Below are 17059 nucleotides of genomic sequence, written 5' to 3' on the forward strand. Positions count from 1 at the left end.
CCCACTCCCCCGCCGGGATCCACTCCCCCGCCGGGCTGCCCTGCGCATGGCATGGGCGCCGAGACCCTGCACCGCCTGTACGGCCCCGAGGCCGAGGCCGATCCGACGGGCCTGTACGAGAAGCTGCGCGCCGAGCACGGCGCGGTCGCCCCGGTGCTGGTGCAGGGCGACCTGCCGGCCTGGCTGGTGCTCGGGCACCGCGAGAACCTGGATGTGGCCCGTACGCCCTCGCGCTTCTCGCGTGATCCGCGGCGCTGGCGCGACATGCAGGAGGGCAACGTCCCGGCGGACCATCCGCTGACTCCGATGACGGCGTGGCAGCCGGTGTGCCACTTCGTCGACGGCGCCGACCACGAGCGGCTGCGCGGAGCGGTCACCGCGTCGCTGGCGCGCTTCGACCGGCGCGGTGTGCGCCGCTATGTGAAGCGCTTCGCCGACCAGCTGATCGATGCGTTCGCCGACTCGGGCAAGGGAGATCTGGTCACGGATTTCGCCGAGCCGCTGCCGATGCTGGTGATGACCCAGCTGGTCGGCGCCCCGGACTCGTACGGCCCACGTCTCGTCGAGGCCGCACGCGACATGACCCGGGGCACGGCGACGGCCGTCGCCAGCAACGAGTACGTCACGCTCGCGCTGCAGGAGCTCGTGGAGCGCAAACACGCCGCACCCGGGCGGGATTTCACTTCCTGGCTGCTGGAGGACTCCACGTCGCTCACCGACGAGGAGATCGTGGAGCATCTGCGGCTCGTGCTGATCGCGGCCTTCGAGACGACCGCGAACCTCATCGCGAGCACCCTGCGGATGGTTCTCACCGACCGCCGCTTCCGCGCGAATCTCTCCGGCGGGCACATGACGCTGCCGGACGCCCTGGAGCAAGTCCTCTGGGACGAACCGCCGCTGACCACGATCCTGGGCCGCTGGGCGACCGGCGACACCGTGCTGGGCGACCGGCAGATCCAGGCGGGCGACATGCTGCTGCTGGGCCTGGCGGGCGGCAATGTCGATCCCCAGATCCGGCCCGACCTGTCGCTGCCGGTGCACGGCAACCGCTCGCATCTGGCTTTCAGCAGCGGCCCGCACGAGTGCCCGGGGCAGGACATCGGCCGGGCCATCGCGGACACCGGTATCGACACCCTCATGACTCGGCTTCCCGACCTCGAACTCGGTGTACAGGAAGGTGAGTTGAGCTGGAGCGCTTCCCTGATGTCGCGACGTCTGGTGTCGCTGCCGGTGACGTTCACGCCGCGCGGCAGCGCGACCACCTCGAGCTCTCCGCTGCCGGCCGCCAAGGCGGAGCCGCTGCCCCCGGCAGCGCTGCCGCCCGCCCCCGCACCAGCCGGCGGGGGGCGGGCGGCGCCGCGCGCCTCGTGGTGGGCACGGCTGCTGCGTCGCTGAGTTCAGGCGTCGAGCTGCTGCCACCACCAGGCGATCGCCGGGATCGGCAGCGGCTCGACGCTCGCGTCACTGGGAGCGTCCCGCCAGGTGATGTCGTACGAAGCACCCTGGACGGGGAGTTCGTTGCAGTTGCGCGGACTGGCGTAGCGCGGCGCTCGGTTGTGGTACTCGATGTCACCCGCGATCCAGTGCTCCAGTGAGCGCAGATAGCGAGCGAGCTGCTCGTCGGCGTCCCGCGCGAGCAGCTCGCGCAACCGGACGAAGAGAGTCACCACGCGGTCCCGCAGGGCCGTTGCGGTGGGCAGCGCCTCTCCCGGCGTACAGCCGTTCTGCTGGGCGAGGACGTTGATCAGGTTCGGCTCCCAGGGTTCCAGGTCGTCGTCCTTGTTGTACGAGAACACGTCGTTGTCGCAGCTCACAATGAATCCGGCAGCGTCGGTCAGGGCCTGTACCGGCGCCGAGTACAGGACATCTGCCGGGACGTCGATGCCGTTCGCCGCGTCGCACCAGGTAAGGGTGAAGCGGGTGCCATTGACCGACATCCGCATCGCGGCGAATTCGTTGAGCTGCGGCATGACTCCGCGCTCGGCGTTGGAGGTCTGCCAGCTCTCTCCGAACAGCCAATCCCGGATGCCTTCGGTGAAGCGCCGCAATTGGAACGGCGTGAGTGTGGCCCGGGTGCGGGCCGCCAGGTCCTCGAGCGCCGCGGCGTGCGGGCCCGGTGGCAGCAGGCCGGAGCCCGGTGCCTCGACAGCACGGATCAGCCGGGCGCTGTGATCGACGAGATCCGCCGTGCTGGCAGACCCGGAGGCCTGACCGTCGTCGGTGGCGAAGGCCCAGTAGTTCCACTGGGTGAACAACAGCATGGTCTCCACATCGCCGTACGGAATGATCCGGCTGGTGAAGTCGGCGCTGTGGGTGGCGAGTCCCCAGGCCCGCTCGGTGGCGTCCGGATAGATGCCGAGGGCGTCGATCCAGGCGATGGCCCGCTCTTCGAGCTCCGCCGCCTTGGGGTGGATCAGGTTCTCGTTGAACGGGCAGTAGAACGGCGGCAGTTGCCAGCCGATCCGGGAGGGCGCGCCCTTCTGCGCGTACACGGGCGGCATCGGTCACCCGCCCCCGCCCAGCCGGAAGAGCAGCAGCCGGGTCTCCATCGCGTGGTCGCGCCAGATGCGGAAGAGCTTGCCGTGCGTGACCGTCGACTCGATCAGCCGCTCGCGGGACCAGGCGTCCCGCTCGCCGCCGCGCTCGGCCCGGTCCAGCTCGGCGGTGTTCCAGGCCATGGACTGCACCCAGAACTCGGCGACCCGGTCGGTGACGTCCTCGTCCTGCTCCAGCTCGAAGCCCGCCGCCTCGGCGGCGTATATGTACTCGCTGAGAGTGCCGAGGCGGGTCTTGTAGTAGCCGTCGATGAAGTCGGTCCACTCGGGTCGGCAGATGAAGTGCTCCTGGATGCCGAACCAGCCGCCCGGTCTGAGCGACTTGGCCACGACCTTGAAGAGCCGTTCCCGGTCCATGTAGCCGGAGCTCTCGTTGGCGTACGCGGCGTCGTACTTCTTCTTCCCCGCCGTGAAGTCGTGTACGTCCCCGAGGAGCGGGCTGACGCGGTCGGCGACGCCGGCCTGCCGGGCGAGGTCCTTGATGACCGGAACGTGTTCACCGGCGACGGTGAGTCCGGTGACCTTGGCGCCGTGCTCCTGCGCCCAGTAGATGGAGCCGCCTCCGACGCCGCAGCCTATGTCGAGGAGGCGGCCCGGTGGGGCGGTGTACGCGCCCCAGCTGCGGGCCGCATGATCGACGATCGCCTCCTGGGAGGCGACGATGCGCTGTTTCAAGGCCCGTTGCGACACGGTGGTGTTGGGTGTGGCGCCGGCGTCGAACAGGCCCATGTGGAAGTGGATACGGGGACCGGGACCGTACTTGTGCAGGATGTCAGCCGTCTTGCGCGAGTAGTAGATCGGCACTTGGGTCTCGTCGAATGCGACGAGGCTCTTCTCCATCGGGTCTCCGTGCGTCCTGAGTGGGGGTAACGAGGCGGACCAACTCTGCCCGAAAATGATCGTTCCCGTCACCCCCGCCTCAGGTGTCACACCGTCAATCTCGTGTCATACCGATGCAGTTCAGTCGCTCCCCGCTCGATGGGTCGCCGTGCGCCCGCGTCCGCGCGGGCCCGGCTCACCCCGCCCGCGATGCCGCCGCGTCCCGCAGCGCCCCCAGCACCCGGCCCACTCCCCCCCTCCTCGGCGCCCCGGCGGACCGCCGCCACCACGTGCCGTCGTGGCTGGTCCGCGCTCAGGACCCGCATCACCACGCCGGGCCGGCCGGCCCGCTCCGGCCCCGTCGCCATCCGCGGCACCAGCGCGACGCCCATCCCGGCCTCCACCATCGCCAGGATCGCGGTCCAGCCCGCCGCCGAGTGCGCCTGCTCCGGCACAAATCCCGCCGCCTCGCACGCGGCGAGCGTGATCTCCGACCACGGCCCGCTGCCCCCGAAGATCCACGGTTCGCCGGAGAGGCCGGCCAGCCGCAGCCCCGCCGCCCGCGCCAGCGGGTGCCCGGCCGGCAAAGCCACGTCCAGCGGGTCGGCCAGCAGCGGCACCCGGCTGAATCGCGGGTCGCGCGCCGTCGGCGCGTGCGCGGCCAGGGACAGCGCCAGGTCCACGTCCCCGTTCGACAGCAGCTCGTACGCCTCGGCCGCCTCCGCCTCCCGCACCCGTACCTCCAGCGCGGGGTGGAGCGTACGCAGCTGCCGCACCGCCGGTACCACCAGCGCGGGCACGGCCGTAGAGAACGCCCCCACCCGCACCAGCCCCGCCTCGCCCCGCAGATAGCCGCTCAACTCCGCCTCCGCCCGCTCCAGTTGGGCGAAGACCGCGTCCGCGTGACGCAGCACCAGATGCGCCGCGTCGGTGAGCCGCACCCGCCGCCCCTGCGCCTCCAGCAGCGGTACGCCGAGCTGCTTGGCCAGGTTGGAGAGCTGCTGGGACACGGCCGAGGGGGTCATCAGCAGCGCCTCGGCCGTCGCCGTCACCGTCCCCCGCTCATTCAGCGTGCGCAGGATCCGGAGCTTCTTGATGTCCCAATCGGTCAGGCCCGTCATGCCCGCAACCTATCCGGACGTGTCCGCCGCGAGCCCCGTACGCGGACGTCCGAGCCCCGTACGCGGACGCCCGAGCCACGCACCCGGACGCCCGAGCCGAGCATCACTCCGCCGAGGATCAGGGCCATGCACAGGATCTGCGCCGGGCCCGTCACCTCGTCCAGGAGCACGAAGGAGAGCACGGCGACGCAGACGGGCTGCAGATAGTAGATGACCCCGGCGCGTGCCGCGCCGATCAACGCGATCGCCTTGTTCCAGGAGAGGAAGGCAACGGCGGAGGAGAGGACGCCGACGTACACCAGCGGTCCGGCCGTCCCAGTCGTCGGCTCGAAGCCACCCTGAAGGGCCAGGCTGACGCCGAACGCCGGGGCCAGCATCAGCGCACCGAGCACGAACGTGGTGAAGAGGAAGACGAGTCCGCCGATCTCGGTGGGACGGCGGCGCAGCAGTGCGCTGTACGAGGCGAAGCTGAGCGCGGCCGCGAACATCCACAGGTCGCCCGCCGCGAAGGCCGGCGACAGGGATCCCCTGCCGACCAGCAGCAGGACTCCCGTACAGGCGACCGCCATTCCGACGATGCGACGCGCCCCGAGGCGCCGGCCGCCGAGACGCTCGTACACCGCCATCAGGACGGGCGACGCGGCCATGATCATGCCCATGCTGCCGGCGGAGACGGTGAGGCCCGCCTGATTGACGAGGGTGTTGTAGACGGTGACCCCGAGCAGCGAGGCGAGGGCGATGTAGCCCAAGTGGCGCCGGATCAGGCGCCGTTGACGCCAGGTCTCCCGTATCGCGAAGGGTGCGACGGCGATGATCGCGACGATCCAGCGCCAGAACGCGGCCTGTACGGGCGGGACCGAGTCATGGAGCGCACGAGAGGCGACGAAGCTCCCGGACCAGACGACCGTCGCGACCGCGGCGAGCAGGAGCCCGAGGCCGGAGGCCTGCCGCACCTGCCTCGCTGTCCTCGCTGTGGTCGCCTCACTGCCGCGGACGCGGTCCAGGACTGCCATCGGATACCCCTCGCCTCTCTCCCCCACCGGGGGATCTCTCGGTTACGAGAGCCACCGTCGCACCGGCTGATCACTTAGGTCCATCGAATACTTTCGATGGTTATGTGAAGCAGAACTGAACGTTCGCCGCGGCCCGGGACATGGCAAGGGCGCCCCGGGTGCGTACACACCCCCGAGGCGCCCTTGAAAGCGGTTGAGCTACGAGTCCGTCAGACCGGCTTCTTGGACTTGTCGCCGATCATCACGAGGCCCGCGATCACCAGGAAGAGGACGATCGGCGCCGCCACAAACAGGCCGAGCGTCTCGATCACGCTCAGGCCGGGGCCCGGGTCGTCGCCGTCGTCCGCGGTCACGGCCAGCGCGGGCGACGACAGGAGCAGCATCATCAGCGTCGTACCGGCCGCGACGGCGCCGGCGCGCAAAGCGTTCTTCTTGTCCACGGTGCCAACGTAGCGAACGGCTATCGCGGGCGCGCGTCCGGGGGTGCCGTACGAGCACCCGGCAGGGCACCGGGCGGAGCACAGGGCCGGGCGCGGGCGGCGTCCGCGGCGGCCTCCGCGAAGACATCCATCAGCGCGTGCAGCCGGGGCGACGCGGCCAGCTCCTCCAGGGTGACCGGATGTCCTGCGGCGTCCGCGACGGGCAGCCGCCAGTTGGGGTACTGGTCCCAGGTGCCCGGCAGATTCTGCGGGCGGCGGTCCCCCACCGCGTCGGGCAGCCAGACGCCGACCATGCGAGCCGGCGTACGCAGCAGAAAGCGGTAGACCGCGCGGATCCGGCCCTCCTCGTCGCCCGTGCCCTCCGGCAGCAGGCCGAGGCCGCTGAGCACGCCGAGCCACTCGGCGACGTCCGCCGCGTCCTGCGTACGCTCCTGCTCCAGCGGCCGGGTGAGCAGGCCGAGCCGATGGCGCAGCGCCACATGGCCGCCGGTCAGCCGGGCCGCTGTGGACGGCAGATCGTGGGTGGTGGCCGTGGCCACGCAGCCCTCGCGCCACTCCTCGGGCCGCAGCGGGCGGCCCGTACCGGCCCAGTCGCGCTCGAACCAGAGCACCGAGGTGCCGAGCACGCCGCGGCTCGACAGGGCCTCGCGCACCCCCGGCTCGACCGTGCCGAGGTCCTCCCCTACGACGACGGCCCCCGCGCGATGGGCCTCCAGGGCGAGGACCGCGAGCATCGCATCGGCGTCGTAGCGGACGTACGTACCGTCGGTGGGCGGGCTGCCCTCCGGGACCCACCAGAGGCGGAACAGGCCCATGACATGGTCGATCCGCAGCGCGCCGGCATTGCGCAGGAGGCCGCGGAGCAGTCCGCGGTACGGGGCGTACCCGGACGCGGCCAGCACGTCCGGGCGCCATGGGGGCAGGCCCCAGTCCTGGCCGCGCGCGTTGAAAGCGTCCGGCGGGGCGCCGACCGACATCCCGGCGGCGAAGGCCTCCCGCTGCGCCCAGGCGTCCGCGCCGCCCGGGTGCACGCCGACGGCCAGGTCGTGGACGATGCCGACGCCCATGCCCGCGTCGCGCGCCGCCTGCCCGGCGGCGGCCAGCTGCCGGTCGGCCAGCCAGACGAGCCTGCTGTGGAAGTCGACCCGGTCCATCAGCTCGCGTCTCGCGCGCGCGGTCCCGGCCGAGCCCGGGTCCCGCAGCGCGGCGGGCCAGCTGTGCCACTCGGGGCCGTACACCTCGGCGAGCGCGCACCAGGTGGCGTGGTCCTCCAGGGCCTGGCCCTGCTCGGCGAGGAAATCGCAGTAGGCGGCACGGCGGCCGGGCCCGAGCGGGATGCGGTGCACGATCTCCAGGGCCTCGCGCTTCAGCGCCCAGACGGCGTCCCGGTCGATCAACGCGCCCTTCTGCAGCACGGATTCGCGCAGCCCCGCGCCCTTGTCCCGGAGCTCGTCCAGCCGCTGCCGGTCCCGCGCGCCCGCGTACTCGGGGATGTCCTCGACGCGCAGATGGACGGGGTCGGGGAAGCGGCGCGACGAAGGCCGGTACGGGGAGGGGTCGGTGGGTGTGCCCGGTACGGCCGCGTGCAGCGGGTTCACCTGTACGAAGGAGGCCCCGAGCGACCGCCCCGACCAGGTCGCGAGCTCGGCCAGGTCGCCGAGGTCGCCCATGCCCCAGGAGCGGGCGGAGAGCAGGGAGTAGAGCTGTACGAGCAGGCCGTGCGAGCGTCCGTCGGGCTGCGGCACCCGCGCGGGGGCGACGACAAGGGTGGCGCGGGCAGTCCGCCCGTCGGGCGCCTCGGCGTACAACTGGTGCACGCCGTACGGAAGTCGCCACCGGACCGGGCCGGCCTCGGCCGCGACAGCGGGTCGGCCGGAGCCCGGCTCGGGCCCACCGGAGGCCGCAGGCGCCGCGGCTTCGCCGTCAGCCGCGCCGTCCGCCGCGTCGGCCGCGAAACGGGGCCCGGCCGAAGCCCGTTCAAGCCTGCCCACGCCCTCCGCCCCAGGGATCAGCCACTCCAGCGTCCCGCCCGCCTCCGGCTCGACCCGCAGGGTCGTACCCGCGGGGAGCCCGGTCAGGGGCGCCGGGACATCGCCATCGGGCCACAGCACCACCGTCGGCGGCAGCAGCCGCCCCGTCGCCGCGGCCTCCGCGCGGTCCAGGGCGTCGCGGACCGCCGCCGGGCCGGACGCGTCCACGCCGAGCGCGGCGAGCACCGCGACGACCGTGGCGTCGGGAACGGCGACGGTGACGCCCTCGGAGGGCTCGTAGAAGGTGGCGACTCCGTGCAGCGCGGCGAGCCGGGCAAGGCCCATTCAGACTCCTGGGGACTCCGTGCCGCCGGCCGTGCCGGGGGCGGTCGGCTCGCTGGTGAGGGGTGCGGTGTCGGCGAGCGGCGGTTCGCTGGTCAGTGGGGCGGCGTCGGCGAGCGGGGGTTCGCTGGTCAGCGGGCCGGGGCCCGGGACCTGTTTGGACAGGGCAGAGAGCAGAAGGTGTGCGGATGCGGCCACGGTGGGCACTCCAAGCAGACGGTAGTGGGACACAGCAGCCCTACCCAGCGGGCACGACCGCAGACGTACACGATCAGTCAACGTGTTCCGGGTCACATTCCGTTCCCGGTGCGGCAGTTGCATCAAAACGCCCATCCCATCAGGCAAAAGGGGGCACAACGGCCACTCGCATTGACACCCTCAGTGTGGTGGTGGTGGGCTCGAAACCAACTGGAACACCGGGGGAGACCGAGGGGAGACGGGCGTGCGGCTCATGCGCAGGAGACGTACCGCGACAGCCGTCGCCGTCGCTGTCATCGGCAGCCTGCTCGGCGGCGCGCACGGCGCGGTCGCGGCCCCCGGCGACCCGGGCTCCCCCGCCGGCACCGCACAGGACCCCGAGGGCGAGACCGCGGTGCCCTCAGTCTGGCCGCGGCCGCAGAAGATCCGGGCGGCCGGACCGGCCGTCGTACTCGGCGAAGAGGTGACCGTCGCCGCCGACCGCGACGCCGATCCGTACGCCGTCGAGCGGCTGAAGGAACTGCTGCACGCGTCCGGCGTACGGACCGTGCACACCACGCTGCCCGGCCGCGGGCCCGTCCTGCGCATCGGCGGCACCGGCGCGCACGACGCGCTGCGCGCCCTGCGCGCACCCGAACGCGCCGACCTCCCCTCCGGCGGCTACCGGATCGCCGTCGGCCAGGTCCGGGGCCGTGACACCGTCGCCCTGGACGGAGTCGGCACGGACGGTCTCTTCCACGGCGTCCAGACCCTGCGGCAGCTGGTCGTCCGGCAGACGGTCGCGGGAGCCGTGCGGAAGGCCATCGCGGGAGTACTCGTACGCGACTGGCCGGGGACGGCCGTACGCGGCCTGACGGAAGGCTTCTACGGACAGCCGTGGAGCCGGCAACAGCGGCTGGCGCAGCTGGACTTCATGGGGCGCACCAAGCAGAACCGCTATCTGTACGCGCCCGGCGACGATCCCTTCCGGCAGGCCCGCTGGCGCGAGCCCTACCCCGCCGCCCAGCGCACGCAGTTCCGTGAACTCGCCGAGCGCGCACGGCAGAACCACGTCACGCTCGCCTGGGCCGTGGCGCCCGCGCAGTCGATGTGTCTGGCCAAGGACGACGACGTCAAGGCGCTGACGCGCAAGATCGACGCGATGTGGGCGCTGGGTGTACGCGCCTTCCAGCTGCAGTTCCAGGACGTCAGCTACAGCGAGTGGCACTGCGACAAGGACGCCGACACCTTCGGCTCGGGCCCCGAGGCCGCGGCCAGGGCTCAGGCGCGCGTGGCGGGCAAGGTGGCCGGGCATCTGGCGGACCGGCACCCGGAGGCCGGGCCGCTGTCCCTGATGCCGACGGAGTTCTACCAGGACGGCGCCACCGACTACCGGCGGGCGCTCGCGAGCGAGCTGGACGGCCGGGTCCAGGTGGCGTGGACGGGTGTCGGGGTGGTGCCGCGCACCATCACCGGACGCGAACTGGCCGGAGCCCGGGACGCGTTCGGGCATCCGCTGGTCACCATGGACAACTACCCGGTCAACGACTATGCGCAGGACCGGATGTTCCTCGGCCCCTACACGGGCCGCGAGCCTGCCGTCGCGACCGGTTCGGCCGCCCTGCTCGCCAACGCCATGGAGCAGGCGTCCGCCTCCCGTATCCCCCTGTTCACCGCCGCCGACTACGCCTGGAACCCGAGGGGCTACCGCCCCCAGGAGTCCTGGCAGGCCGCCATGGAGGACCTCGCGGGCGGCGACGCGAAGACCCTTGAGGCAGTGCGCGCACTGGCCGGCAACCACGCGTCCTCAATACTCAGCCCCGCCGAGTCCGGCTATCTGAAGCCGCTCCTCGACGACTTCTGGCGCTCCCGTGCGACGACGGACGCGGCGGCCAGGGACCGGGCCGCGGACGGGCTGCGCGCCGCGTTCACCGTGATGCGCGAGGCACCGCAGCGCCTGAAGAAGCCCGCCGGTGGGCTGCTGGACGACGAAGTACGGCCGTGGCTTGAGCAGTTGGCGCGGTACGGCCGGGCGGGCGAGCTCTCCGTCGACATGCTGCAGGCGCAGGCGCGCGGCGAAGGCGAGAGGGCCTGGCGGGACTCGCTGGACCTGGAGCCGCTGCGTACGGCCCTGAAGGCGAGCCGGGCCACGGTCGGCAAGGGCGTACTGAACGCCTTCCTCGACCGGGCCGCTAAGGAGTCGGCGATGTGGACGGGCGCGGACCGCACCCGGGACACGGCCGGCGAGGACACCGTATGGCTGGACCGGCCCCGCGCCGTCGCCTCGGTGAACACGATGACCGAGCCGACGGCGGCCGCCACTGCCTCCGGCGGGCGCGTGGAGGCGCATGTCCCCGGTGAGGGCTGGCGCACGCTGGGCCCCCTCTCCGGGAGCGGCTGGACCGAGACCGACGCGAAGGGCCTGCGGGTGGACGCCGTACGGATCGCGTCGGACGGGGACGAGCCCGTCGCCGTACGGTCCGTGGTGCCCTGGTTCGCGGACGGCCCGGCGGCCGGCCTCGATCTCGTACGCGGCGAGGCGGACGCGGAGATCGGCGGCGGCCCGCAGCGCGCAGGCGTCCGGCTGACGGCGCAGCGCCCCGGCGAGGTACGCGGCGAGCTCACCGCGAAGGCCCCGGCGGGCATCAGGGTGACGGTGCCGAAGCAGACGACGGTGCCGCGGGGAGGGGGTACGACCGTGCCGGTCGAGGTCACCGTCCCGGAGGGCACACCGGCCGGGGACTACCCGGTGCCGCTGTCCTTCGCGGGCCAGGAGCGCACGCTGACGGTGCGCGCCTATCCGCGCACGGCGGGCCCCGACCTCGCACGCGCCACCGGTGCGTCCGCGTCCTCGTCGGGCGACGAGACGGCCGCCTTCCCCGCAGCGGCGGCGATCGACAGCGACCCGAAGACCCGCTGGTCCTCACGGGCCGAGGACGGCGCCTGGTGGCAGCTGGACCTGAAGCAGCGGACCCGGGTCGGCCAGGTGGTGCTGCACTGGCAGGACGCGTACGCGACGAAGTACCGCATCCAGGTCTCGGCGGACGGCCGCACGTGGCGCAACGCCGCGAGGGTGGCCGACGGCAGGGGCGGCCGCGAGGCGGTCCGCATGGACAGCCGGGACACCCGCTTCATCCGGGTCCAGGGCGAGGCGCGGGCGACGCAGTACGGCTACTCGCTGTGGTCGGTGGAGGCGTACGCGGTCGCGGAGTGAGACCGTCGACAGACGCTCCAGCGCCCCGGAGGTGAGCCGAGCCACAAAAAGGACCCGTTCTCAGGCAGAGATGCCGTCGATCCGGGCCATCGCGTCGTCCGCGCCGTACGGCTGCAGGTAGGGCAGCCAGCGCGGATCCCTATGCCCGGTCCCGATGATGCGCCACGCCAGCCCGCTCGGCGGGGCGGGATGATGGCGCAGGCGCCACCCCAGCTCCCGCAGATGCCTGTCCGCCTTGACATGGTTGCAGCGGCGGCAGGCCGCCACCACGTTGTCCCAGACGTGCTGTCCGCCGCGGCTGCGCGGAATGACATGGTCGACGCTGGTTGCGACGCCACCGCAGTACATGCAGCGTCCGCCGTCACGGGCGAAGAGCGCTTTGCGGGTGAGAGGAACGGGCCCCCGGTAGGGGACCCGCACGAACCGCTTCAGCCGTACGACGCTGGGGGCGGCGATGACGCGGGTCGCGCTGTGCATGAAGGCGCCGGATTCCTCGAGGCAGAGAGCCTTGTTCTCCAGGACGAGGATGAGCGCGCGGCGAAGCGGTACGACGCCGAGGGGCTCGTACGACGCATTGAGTACCAGGACGTGCGGCACGGTGGATGCCTCCTTGTACGCCGGCGGCGCGTGGCTCGCGCCGGGACGATCTGCTCTCAGTGTCTCCTCATGCCAGGTCCAAGCGCCACCACGTGTTGGTAACGGGCTCGAGGTGTTTTCGACCACACCACTTTCATCCCCGGGTGAGCCTCGTCTCTCCCTCGAACACCGCAACGGAGCACACCGGCTGCCCCGTTAGGGTGGTTGGTCTGCCACCGCTATGCCTGGAGGTTCACCTCGTGTCCTGGTCCGTCCTACTGGCCGCCGATCCGTCACCCGAGCCCGTCTCGCTCGACGAGGCCGCCAAGCAGGCAGGAGACGCCGCGGGCTGGGTGGAGGAGAACTGGTCCACCTGGCTGAACACCGGCCTGCGTATCGCGCTGATCCTGATCGTGGCGCTGGTGCTGCGCATGCTGCTGCGCCGCGCCCTGACCAAGCTGATCGACCGGATGAACCGCTCCGCCCAGGCGGTCGAGGGCACCGCGCTCGGCGGCCTGCTGGTCAACGCCGAGCGCCGCCGTCAGCGCTCGGAGGCCATGGGATCGGTGCTCCGCTCGGTGTCGTCCTTTGTGATTCTTGGCACGGCGGGCCTGATGATCCTCGGCGCCTTCAAGATCGACCTGGCGCCGTTGCTGGCCTCCGCGGGTGTCGCGGGCGTCGCGATCGGCTTCGGCGCGCGCAACCTCGTCACCGACTTCCTCTCCGGCGTCTTCATGATCATGGAGGACCAGTACGGGGTGGGCGACAGCGTGGACGCGGGGGTCGCCTCCGGCGAGGTGATCGAGGTCGGCCTGCGCGTGACCAAGCTGCGCGGCGACAACGGCGAGATCTGGTACGTCCGCAACGGCGAGATCAAGCGGATCGGCAACCTCAGCCAGGGCTGGGCGACCGCGATGGTCGACGTCATGGTCCGCTCCTCGGAGGACCTGGACCACGTCCGCTCGGTGATCAACGAGGTCGCGGACGACCTGGCGAAGTCCGAGCCGTGGAACGAGCGGCTGTGGGGCCCGGTGGAGGTACTGGGGCTGAACGAGGTGCTGCTGGACTCGATGACGGTACGGGTCACGGCGAAGACGATGCCGGGCAAGGCGCTGGGCGTGGAGCGGGAGCTCCGCTGGCGCATCAAGCAGGCGTTCGACGCGGCGGGCATCCGCATCGTGGGCGGCCTCCCGCCGGTGGCCGAAGAAGCCGCTGCGGGGGACCCGACGGCGGGGATGGCGGCGCCTTCGGCGTACGCGTCGGCGACGTCGCCGCAGTCGTTGGCGGCGACGCCGATCGCGCCGCCGGCGAACCTGGCGAAGTAGCGAGGGCGCCCATTCCGTACGTACCGGCTGTCGGCCGTGCGAGTCAGCGAACCCAGCTCTTGAGCGGCTCCGTATCCAGGGTGATCCCGATGGGGTCGGGCAACGTGAACACCTTGCCGAACGGCACCGTCAGAACGTGCTCGTAACGGACACCGTCCGGCTCACTGTGGACCTTGATCTCGCAGGAATCGCGGTCGATCAGCAGGTACACAGGGATCCCCGTCTCGGCGTAGGCGAGCCGCGGCCGGATCGGCGGATAGATCGGATGCTCGGTCTCTGCTGCGCTCATGGTGCGAACCTCGCCGCTGACGCCCGTCACTGCCTGCTGCGACTCACGATACGGCCGTAGCCCGCTGGTCGGAGGGACTTCTCCCGCCCCCCTTTCGGCACCGGCCACGGCTCGTCAGATACCCACGCGGGGGTTGGGGGACATTGGGTCGGGGTCGTGTCCGGTGTGGGGCCGGTCGTGGGGCCCATACGCTCGCCCGGCGACGGGGCAGGGTGTGCCCTGCCCGCGTCTGCTGTCCCGGTCAGGGTCTGCAGGGCCTGGGCGCCGGGGCGGCTGGTGGTGTCGGCTGCGTCCTCGTAGACGTAGGTCGCGGCCTTGGCACCTGCAGTCGCGGCCAGCGGGTGGGGCTGGCTTTGGGGTGTCCCGTAGGCGTAGTAGGTGGTCCTGTCGCCCGAGGTGGTGTGCTCGGTCTCGGACTTGCACTGCTCAGGCCACCCAGCCCCAGGCCGAACTCGGCCGAGGTAACACTTTGGTTGCCTAGAACGCGCAGGCCATTGACGCCCGCCTGACGCGCGGCTTACTTTCCTCTCATCGAATAGGAAACTTTCCTAACAGTACAGGTGGGGAAGTGGGCAGCCGAAGGGCAGGTGCATCCGTCGTGGCCGGAACCACACCCGGAACCACACCCGGTACACCGCGCGTACTGCGCGCCATGAACGACCGGGCCGCGCTCGACCTGTTGCTCGAGCTCGGGCCCCTGTCCCGCACCAAGATAGGGAAGCTGACCGGCCTCTCCAAGCCCACCGCCTCGCAGCTGCTCGCGCGGCTGGAGTCCGCCGGGCTGGTCGTCGCCACCGGGACCACCGAGGGGCGGCCCGGGCCCAACGCCCAGTTGTACGCCGTCAACGCGCGGGCCGCCTTCGCCGCCGGGCTCGATGTGACTCCGCAGCGCATCCGCGCCGCCGTCGCCGACATCACCGGCGCCACCGTCGGCGAGTTCGAGCTGCCGACGCCCGGGCGGCGCGCCGAGAGTGTCGTACGGCAGGTCACCGAGGCGCTCGACGGGGCCGTGAAGGCCGCCGGGATCACCCGCTCCGATGTGCACCGGCTCGTCATCGGTACGCCCGGTGCCTTCGATCCCTCCACCGGGCGGCTGCGGTACGCGTCCCATCTGCCCGGCTGGCACTCCCCCACGCTGCTCGACGAGTTGGCCGCCGTGCTGCCGATGCCCGTCGAGTACGAGAACGACGTCAACCTGGCCGCCGTCGCCGAGCAGCGACTGGGCGCCGCGCACGGGCATCAGAACTTCGTGCTGCTCTGGAACGAGGAGGGCCTCGGCGCCGCCCTCGTCATCGGTGGCCGGCTGCACCGCGGGTCCACCGGCGGTGCCGGTGAGGTCGGTTTCCTGCCGGTGCCCGGCACTCCGCTGGTGCGCCAGGTCACCAAGGCCAACAGCGGCGGCTTCCAGGAACTGGCCGGTGCGCAGGCACTGCCCCGGCTGGCGCGGGAGCTCGGCATCGAGGGCGTCGGGCACGGTCCGCACGTCGAGGTCGCCGCCGCTCTCGTCTCCCGGGCGGCCGGCGCCGACTCGGGGCCGTACCGCCAACTGCTCGACGCGTACGCCACCGGCCTCGCGACCGGTCTCGCCTCCATGGTCGCCGTCCTCGATCCCGAACTCGTCGTCCTGTCCGGCGAGGTGATCGCCGCCGGCGGGGAGCCGCTGCGCGAACGCGTACAGGCGGAGCTCACCGAACTGGCCGCTTCCCGGCCCCGTCTCGTACTCGGTTCCGTACGGGAACACCCGGTCCTGCGCGGGGCGTTGGAGAGCGCCCTGGCCACCACGCGGGACGAAGTCTTCGACACCTCACGCTGATCGGCACGACCGAACTTCCCCCGTTCGACCCAGGCCCCTCGACCCGTCACAGGGAGACTCCGTCATGTCCACACGCACCCGGAAGACGGCCGCCGCGCTCGCCGCGACCGCCGCGATATCCCTGTTCGCCCCGGCCTGTACGGGGTCGAACGAAACCGCCGCCAACGACGACCCCAACAAGGACGTCACGATCAACTTCTGGCACGGCTGGAGCGCCCCCAGCGAGGTGAAGGCGATCCAGGACAACGTCGCCCGCTTCGAGAAGGCGCACCCGAACATCAAGGTGAAGGTCACCGCCAACATCACCGACGCCAAGATCCAGCAGGCGCTGCGGGCCGGCGGCTCCAAGGCTCCCGACGTGGTGTCGTCGTTCACCACCGACAGCGTCGGCAAGTTCTGCACCTCCGGCTCGTTCGTCGACCTCAAGCCGTTCCTGGACAAGTCGAAGATCGACCCGGCGAAGGTCTTCCCGAAGACACTGCTCGACTACACGCAGTTCAACGGCAACCAGTGCACGCTGCCGCTGCTGAACGACGCGTACGGGCTCTACTACAACAAGGACGCCTTCAAGGCCGCCGGGATCACGGCCCCGCCGAAGACATGGAGCGAGTTCGAGAAGGCCGCCGAGAAGCTGACCAAGCCCAAGGGCGACAGCTACTCGCAGCTCGGCTTCATGCCGACCTACCACGGCTACGAGACGACCCCGATGCACTACGCCTCCCAGTGGGGGCCGACGTACTTCGACGCCGCCGGCAAGTCCAACGTCGCCAAGGACCCCGCCTTCTCGAACATGCTCACCTTCCAGAAGGGCCTGATCGACAAGCTCGGCGGCTTCAAGAAGCTCGAGAAGTACCGCAACACCTTCGGCGACGAGTGGGGCGCCAAGCACCCCTTCCACACCGGCCAGGTCGCCATGCAGCTCGACGGTGAGTGGCGGCTCGGGATGGCCAAGGAGGCCGGTGCCACGTTCGAGATCGGCACCGCGCCGATGCCCGTCGCCGACGACCAGGCCGCCGAGTACGGCAAGGGCTACCTGTCCGGCACGATCATGGGCATCGCGGCCACCAGCCAGAAGCAGAACGCCGCGTGGGAGCTGCTGAAGTACATGACCACGGACACCGACGCGGTCGTCGCCTTCTCCAACGCGATCCACAACGTGCCCTCCACGCTGGAGGCGCTCAAGTCGCCGAAGCTGAAGATCGAGCCCGGCTTCGAGACCTTCATCGAGATCGCGCAGCACCCGAAGTCGAACACCACCCCGGCGCAGGCCGACGGCGGCGCGTACCAGGTGACGTTCCAGGACTTCGGCTACCAGGTCGAGAAGGGCTCCGTGAAGGATCTCAAGGCCGGTCTGGAGAAGACCGCCCAGCAGATCGACACGGACATCGCGAAGGCGAAGTAGTCC

The 17059-nt window shown here is 71.4% G+C and carries 12 protein-coding genes and 2 pseudogenes; 5 read left to right on the plus strand and 9 right to left on the minus strand.

The features are described 5' to 3' along the window. Positions 1–51: 51 nt before the first annotated feature. Positions 52–1395 (plus strand): cytochrome P450, encoded by a 1344-nt coding sequence (locus tag SLUN_RS13515; protein ID WP_217504043.1) that lies wholly within the window; start codon positions 52–54, stop codon positions 1393–1395. 2 nt (positions 1396–1397) lie between these two features. Here the strand turns inward: SLUN_RS13515 and SLUN_RS13520 are convergent, their stop codons facing one another. The 7 genes and pseudogenes from SLUN_RS13520 to SLUN_RS13550 all read right to left on the minus strand — a co-directional run bounded on the left by SLUN_RS13520 (position 1398) and on the right by SLUN_RS13550 (position 8458). Then, entirely contained in the window at positions 1398–2501 is a 1104-nt protein-coding gene (locus tag SLUN_RS13520) for a terpene synthase family protein (RefSeq protein ID WP_108148729.1), read from the minus strand. A gap of 3 nt (positions 2502–2504) precedes the next feature. After that, a complete protein-coding gene (locus tag SLUN_RS13525; protein ID WP_108148730.1) occupies positions 2505–3395 on the minus strand; it encodes an SAM-dependent methyltransferase in 891 nt (296 codons plus the stop codon). Between the two features lie 175 nt (positions 3396–3570). Next, a pseudogene (locus SLUN_RS13530) lies at positions 3571–4486 on the minus strand (LysR family transcriptional regulator). Between the two features lie 5 nt (positions 4487–4491). Continuing rightward, positions 4492–5508 carry a DMT family transporter gene (locus tag SLUN_RS13535; protein WP_108148731.1) on the minus strand — a complete coding sequence of 339 codons (1017 nt, stop codon included), beginning with the start codon at positions 5506–5508 and terminating at the stop codon, positions 4492–4494. A gap of 209 nt (positions 5509–5717) precedes the next feature. Further along, entirely contained in the window at positions 5718–5948 is a 231-nt protein-coding gene (locus tag SLUN_RS13540) for a hypothetical protein (RefSeq protein ID WP_108148732.1), read from the minus strand. 20 nt (positions 5949–5968) lie between these two features. Next, a complete protein-coding gene (malQ, locus tag SLUN_RS13545) occupies positions 5969–8263 on the minus strand; it encodes a 4-alpha-glucanotransferase (protein ID WP_108148733.1) in 2295 nt (764 codons plus the stop codon). Then, positions 8264–8458, minus strand: a complete 195-nt coding sequence (locus SLUN_RS13550; protein WP_108148734.1) for a hypothetical protein — start codon at positions 8456–8458, stop codon at positions 8264–8266. Between the two features lie 253 nt (positions 8459–8711). Here SLUN_RS13550 and SLUN_RS13555 point away from each other — a divergent pair, with 253 nt between their 5' ends. Next, complete coding sequence (locus SLUN_RS13555; RefSeq protein ID WP_108154718.1) at positions 8712–11651, plus strand: glycoside hydrolase family 84 protein; 2940 nt, start codon at positions 8712–8714, stop codon at positions 11649–11651. A 60-nt stretch (positions 11652–11711) separates the two neighbouring features. On the opposite strand, the gene SLUN_RS13560 is transcribed toward SLUN_RS13555, so the two are convergent. Then, positions 11712–12248 (minus strand): HNH endonuclease, encoded by a 537-nt coding sequence (locus SLUN_RS13560; protein ID WP_108148735.1) that lies wholly within the window; start codon positions 12246–12248, stop codon positions 11712–11714. A 239-nt stretch (positions 12249–12487) separates the two neighbouring features. Between SLUN_RS13560 and SLUN_RS13565 the strand changes: the two genes are divergently transcribed. Continuing rightward, positions 12488–13552 carry a mechanosensitive ion channel family protein gene (locus SLUN_RS13565; RefSeq protein WP_108148736.1) on the plus strand — a complete coding sequence of 355 codons (1065 nt, stop codon included), beginning with the start codon at positions 12488–12490 and terminating at the stop codon, positions 13550–13552. Between the two features lie 43 nt (positions 13553–13595). Here the strand turns inward: SLUN_RS13565 and SLUN_RS13570 are convergent. Beyond that, a pseudogene (locus tag SLUN_RS13570) lies at positions 13596–13799 on the minus strand (Uma2 family endonuclease); the annotation flags it as partial. Positions 13800–14493: 694 nt separating this feature from the next. Here SLUN_RS13570 and SLUN_RS13575 point away from each other — a divergent pair. Further along, a complete protein-coding gene (locus tag SLUN_RS13575) occupies positions 14494–15654 on the plus strand; it encodes an ROK family transcriptional regulator (protein ID WP_217502437.1) in 1161 nt (386 codons plus the stop codon). 64 nt (positions 15655–15718) lie between these two features. Then, the gene (locus tag SLUN_RS13580) at positions 15719–17056 is read left to right on the plus strand and encodes an ABC transporter substrate-binding protein (RefSeq protein ID WP_108148738.1); all 1338 of its coding nucleotides are present in this window, start codon (positions 15719–15721) and stop codon (positions 17054–17056) included. Positions 17057–17059 lie beyond the last annotated feature (3 nt).

Source organism: Streptomyces lunaelactis, from assembly GCF_003054555.1.
Classification (GTDB): domain Bacteria; phylum Actinomycetota; class Actinomycetes; order Streptomycetales; family Streptomycetaceae; genus Streptomyces; species Streptomyces lunaelactis.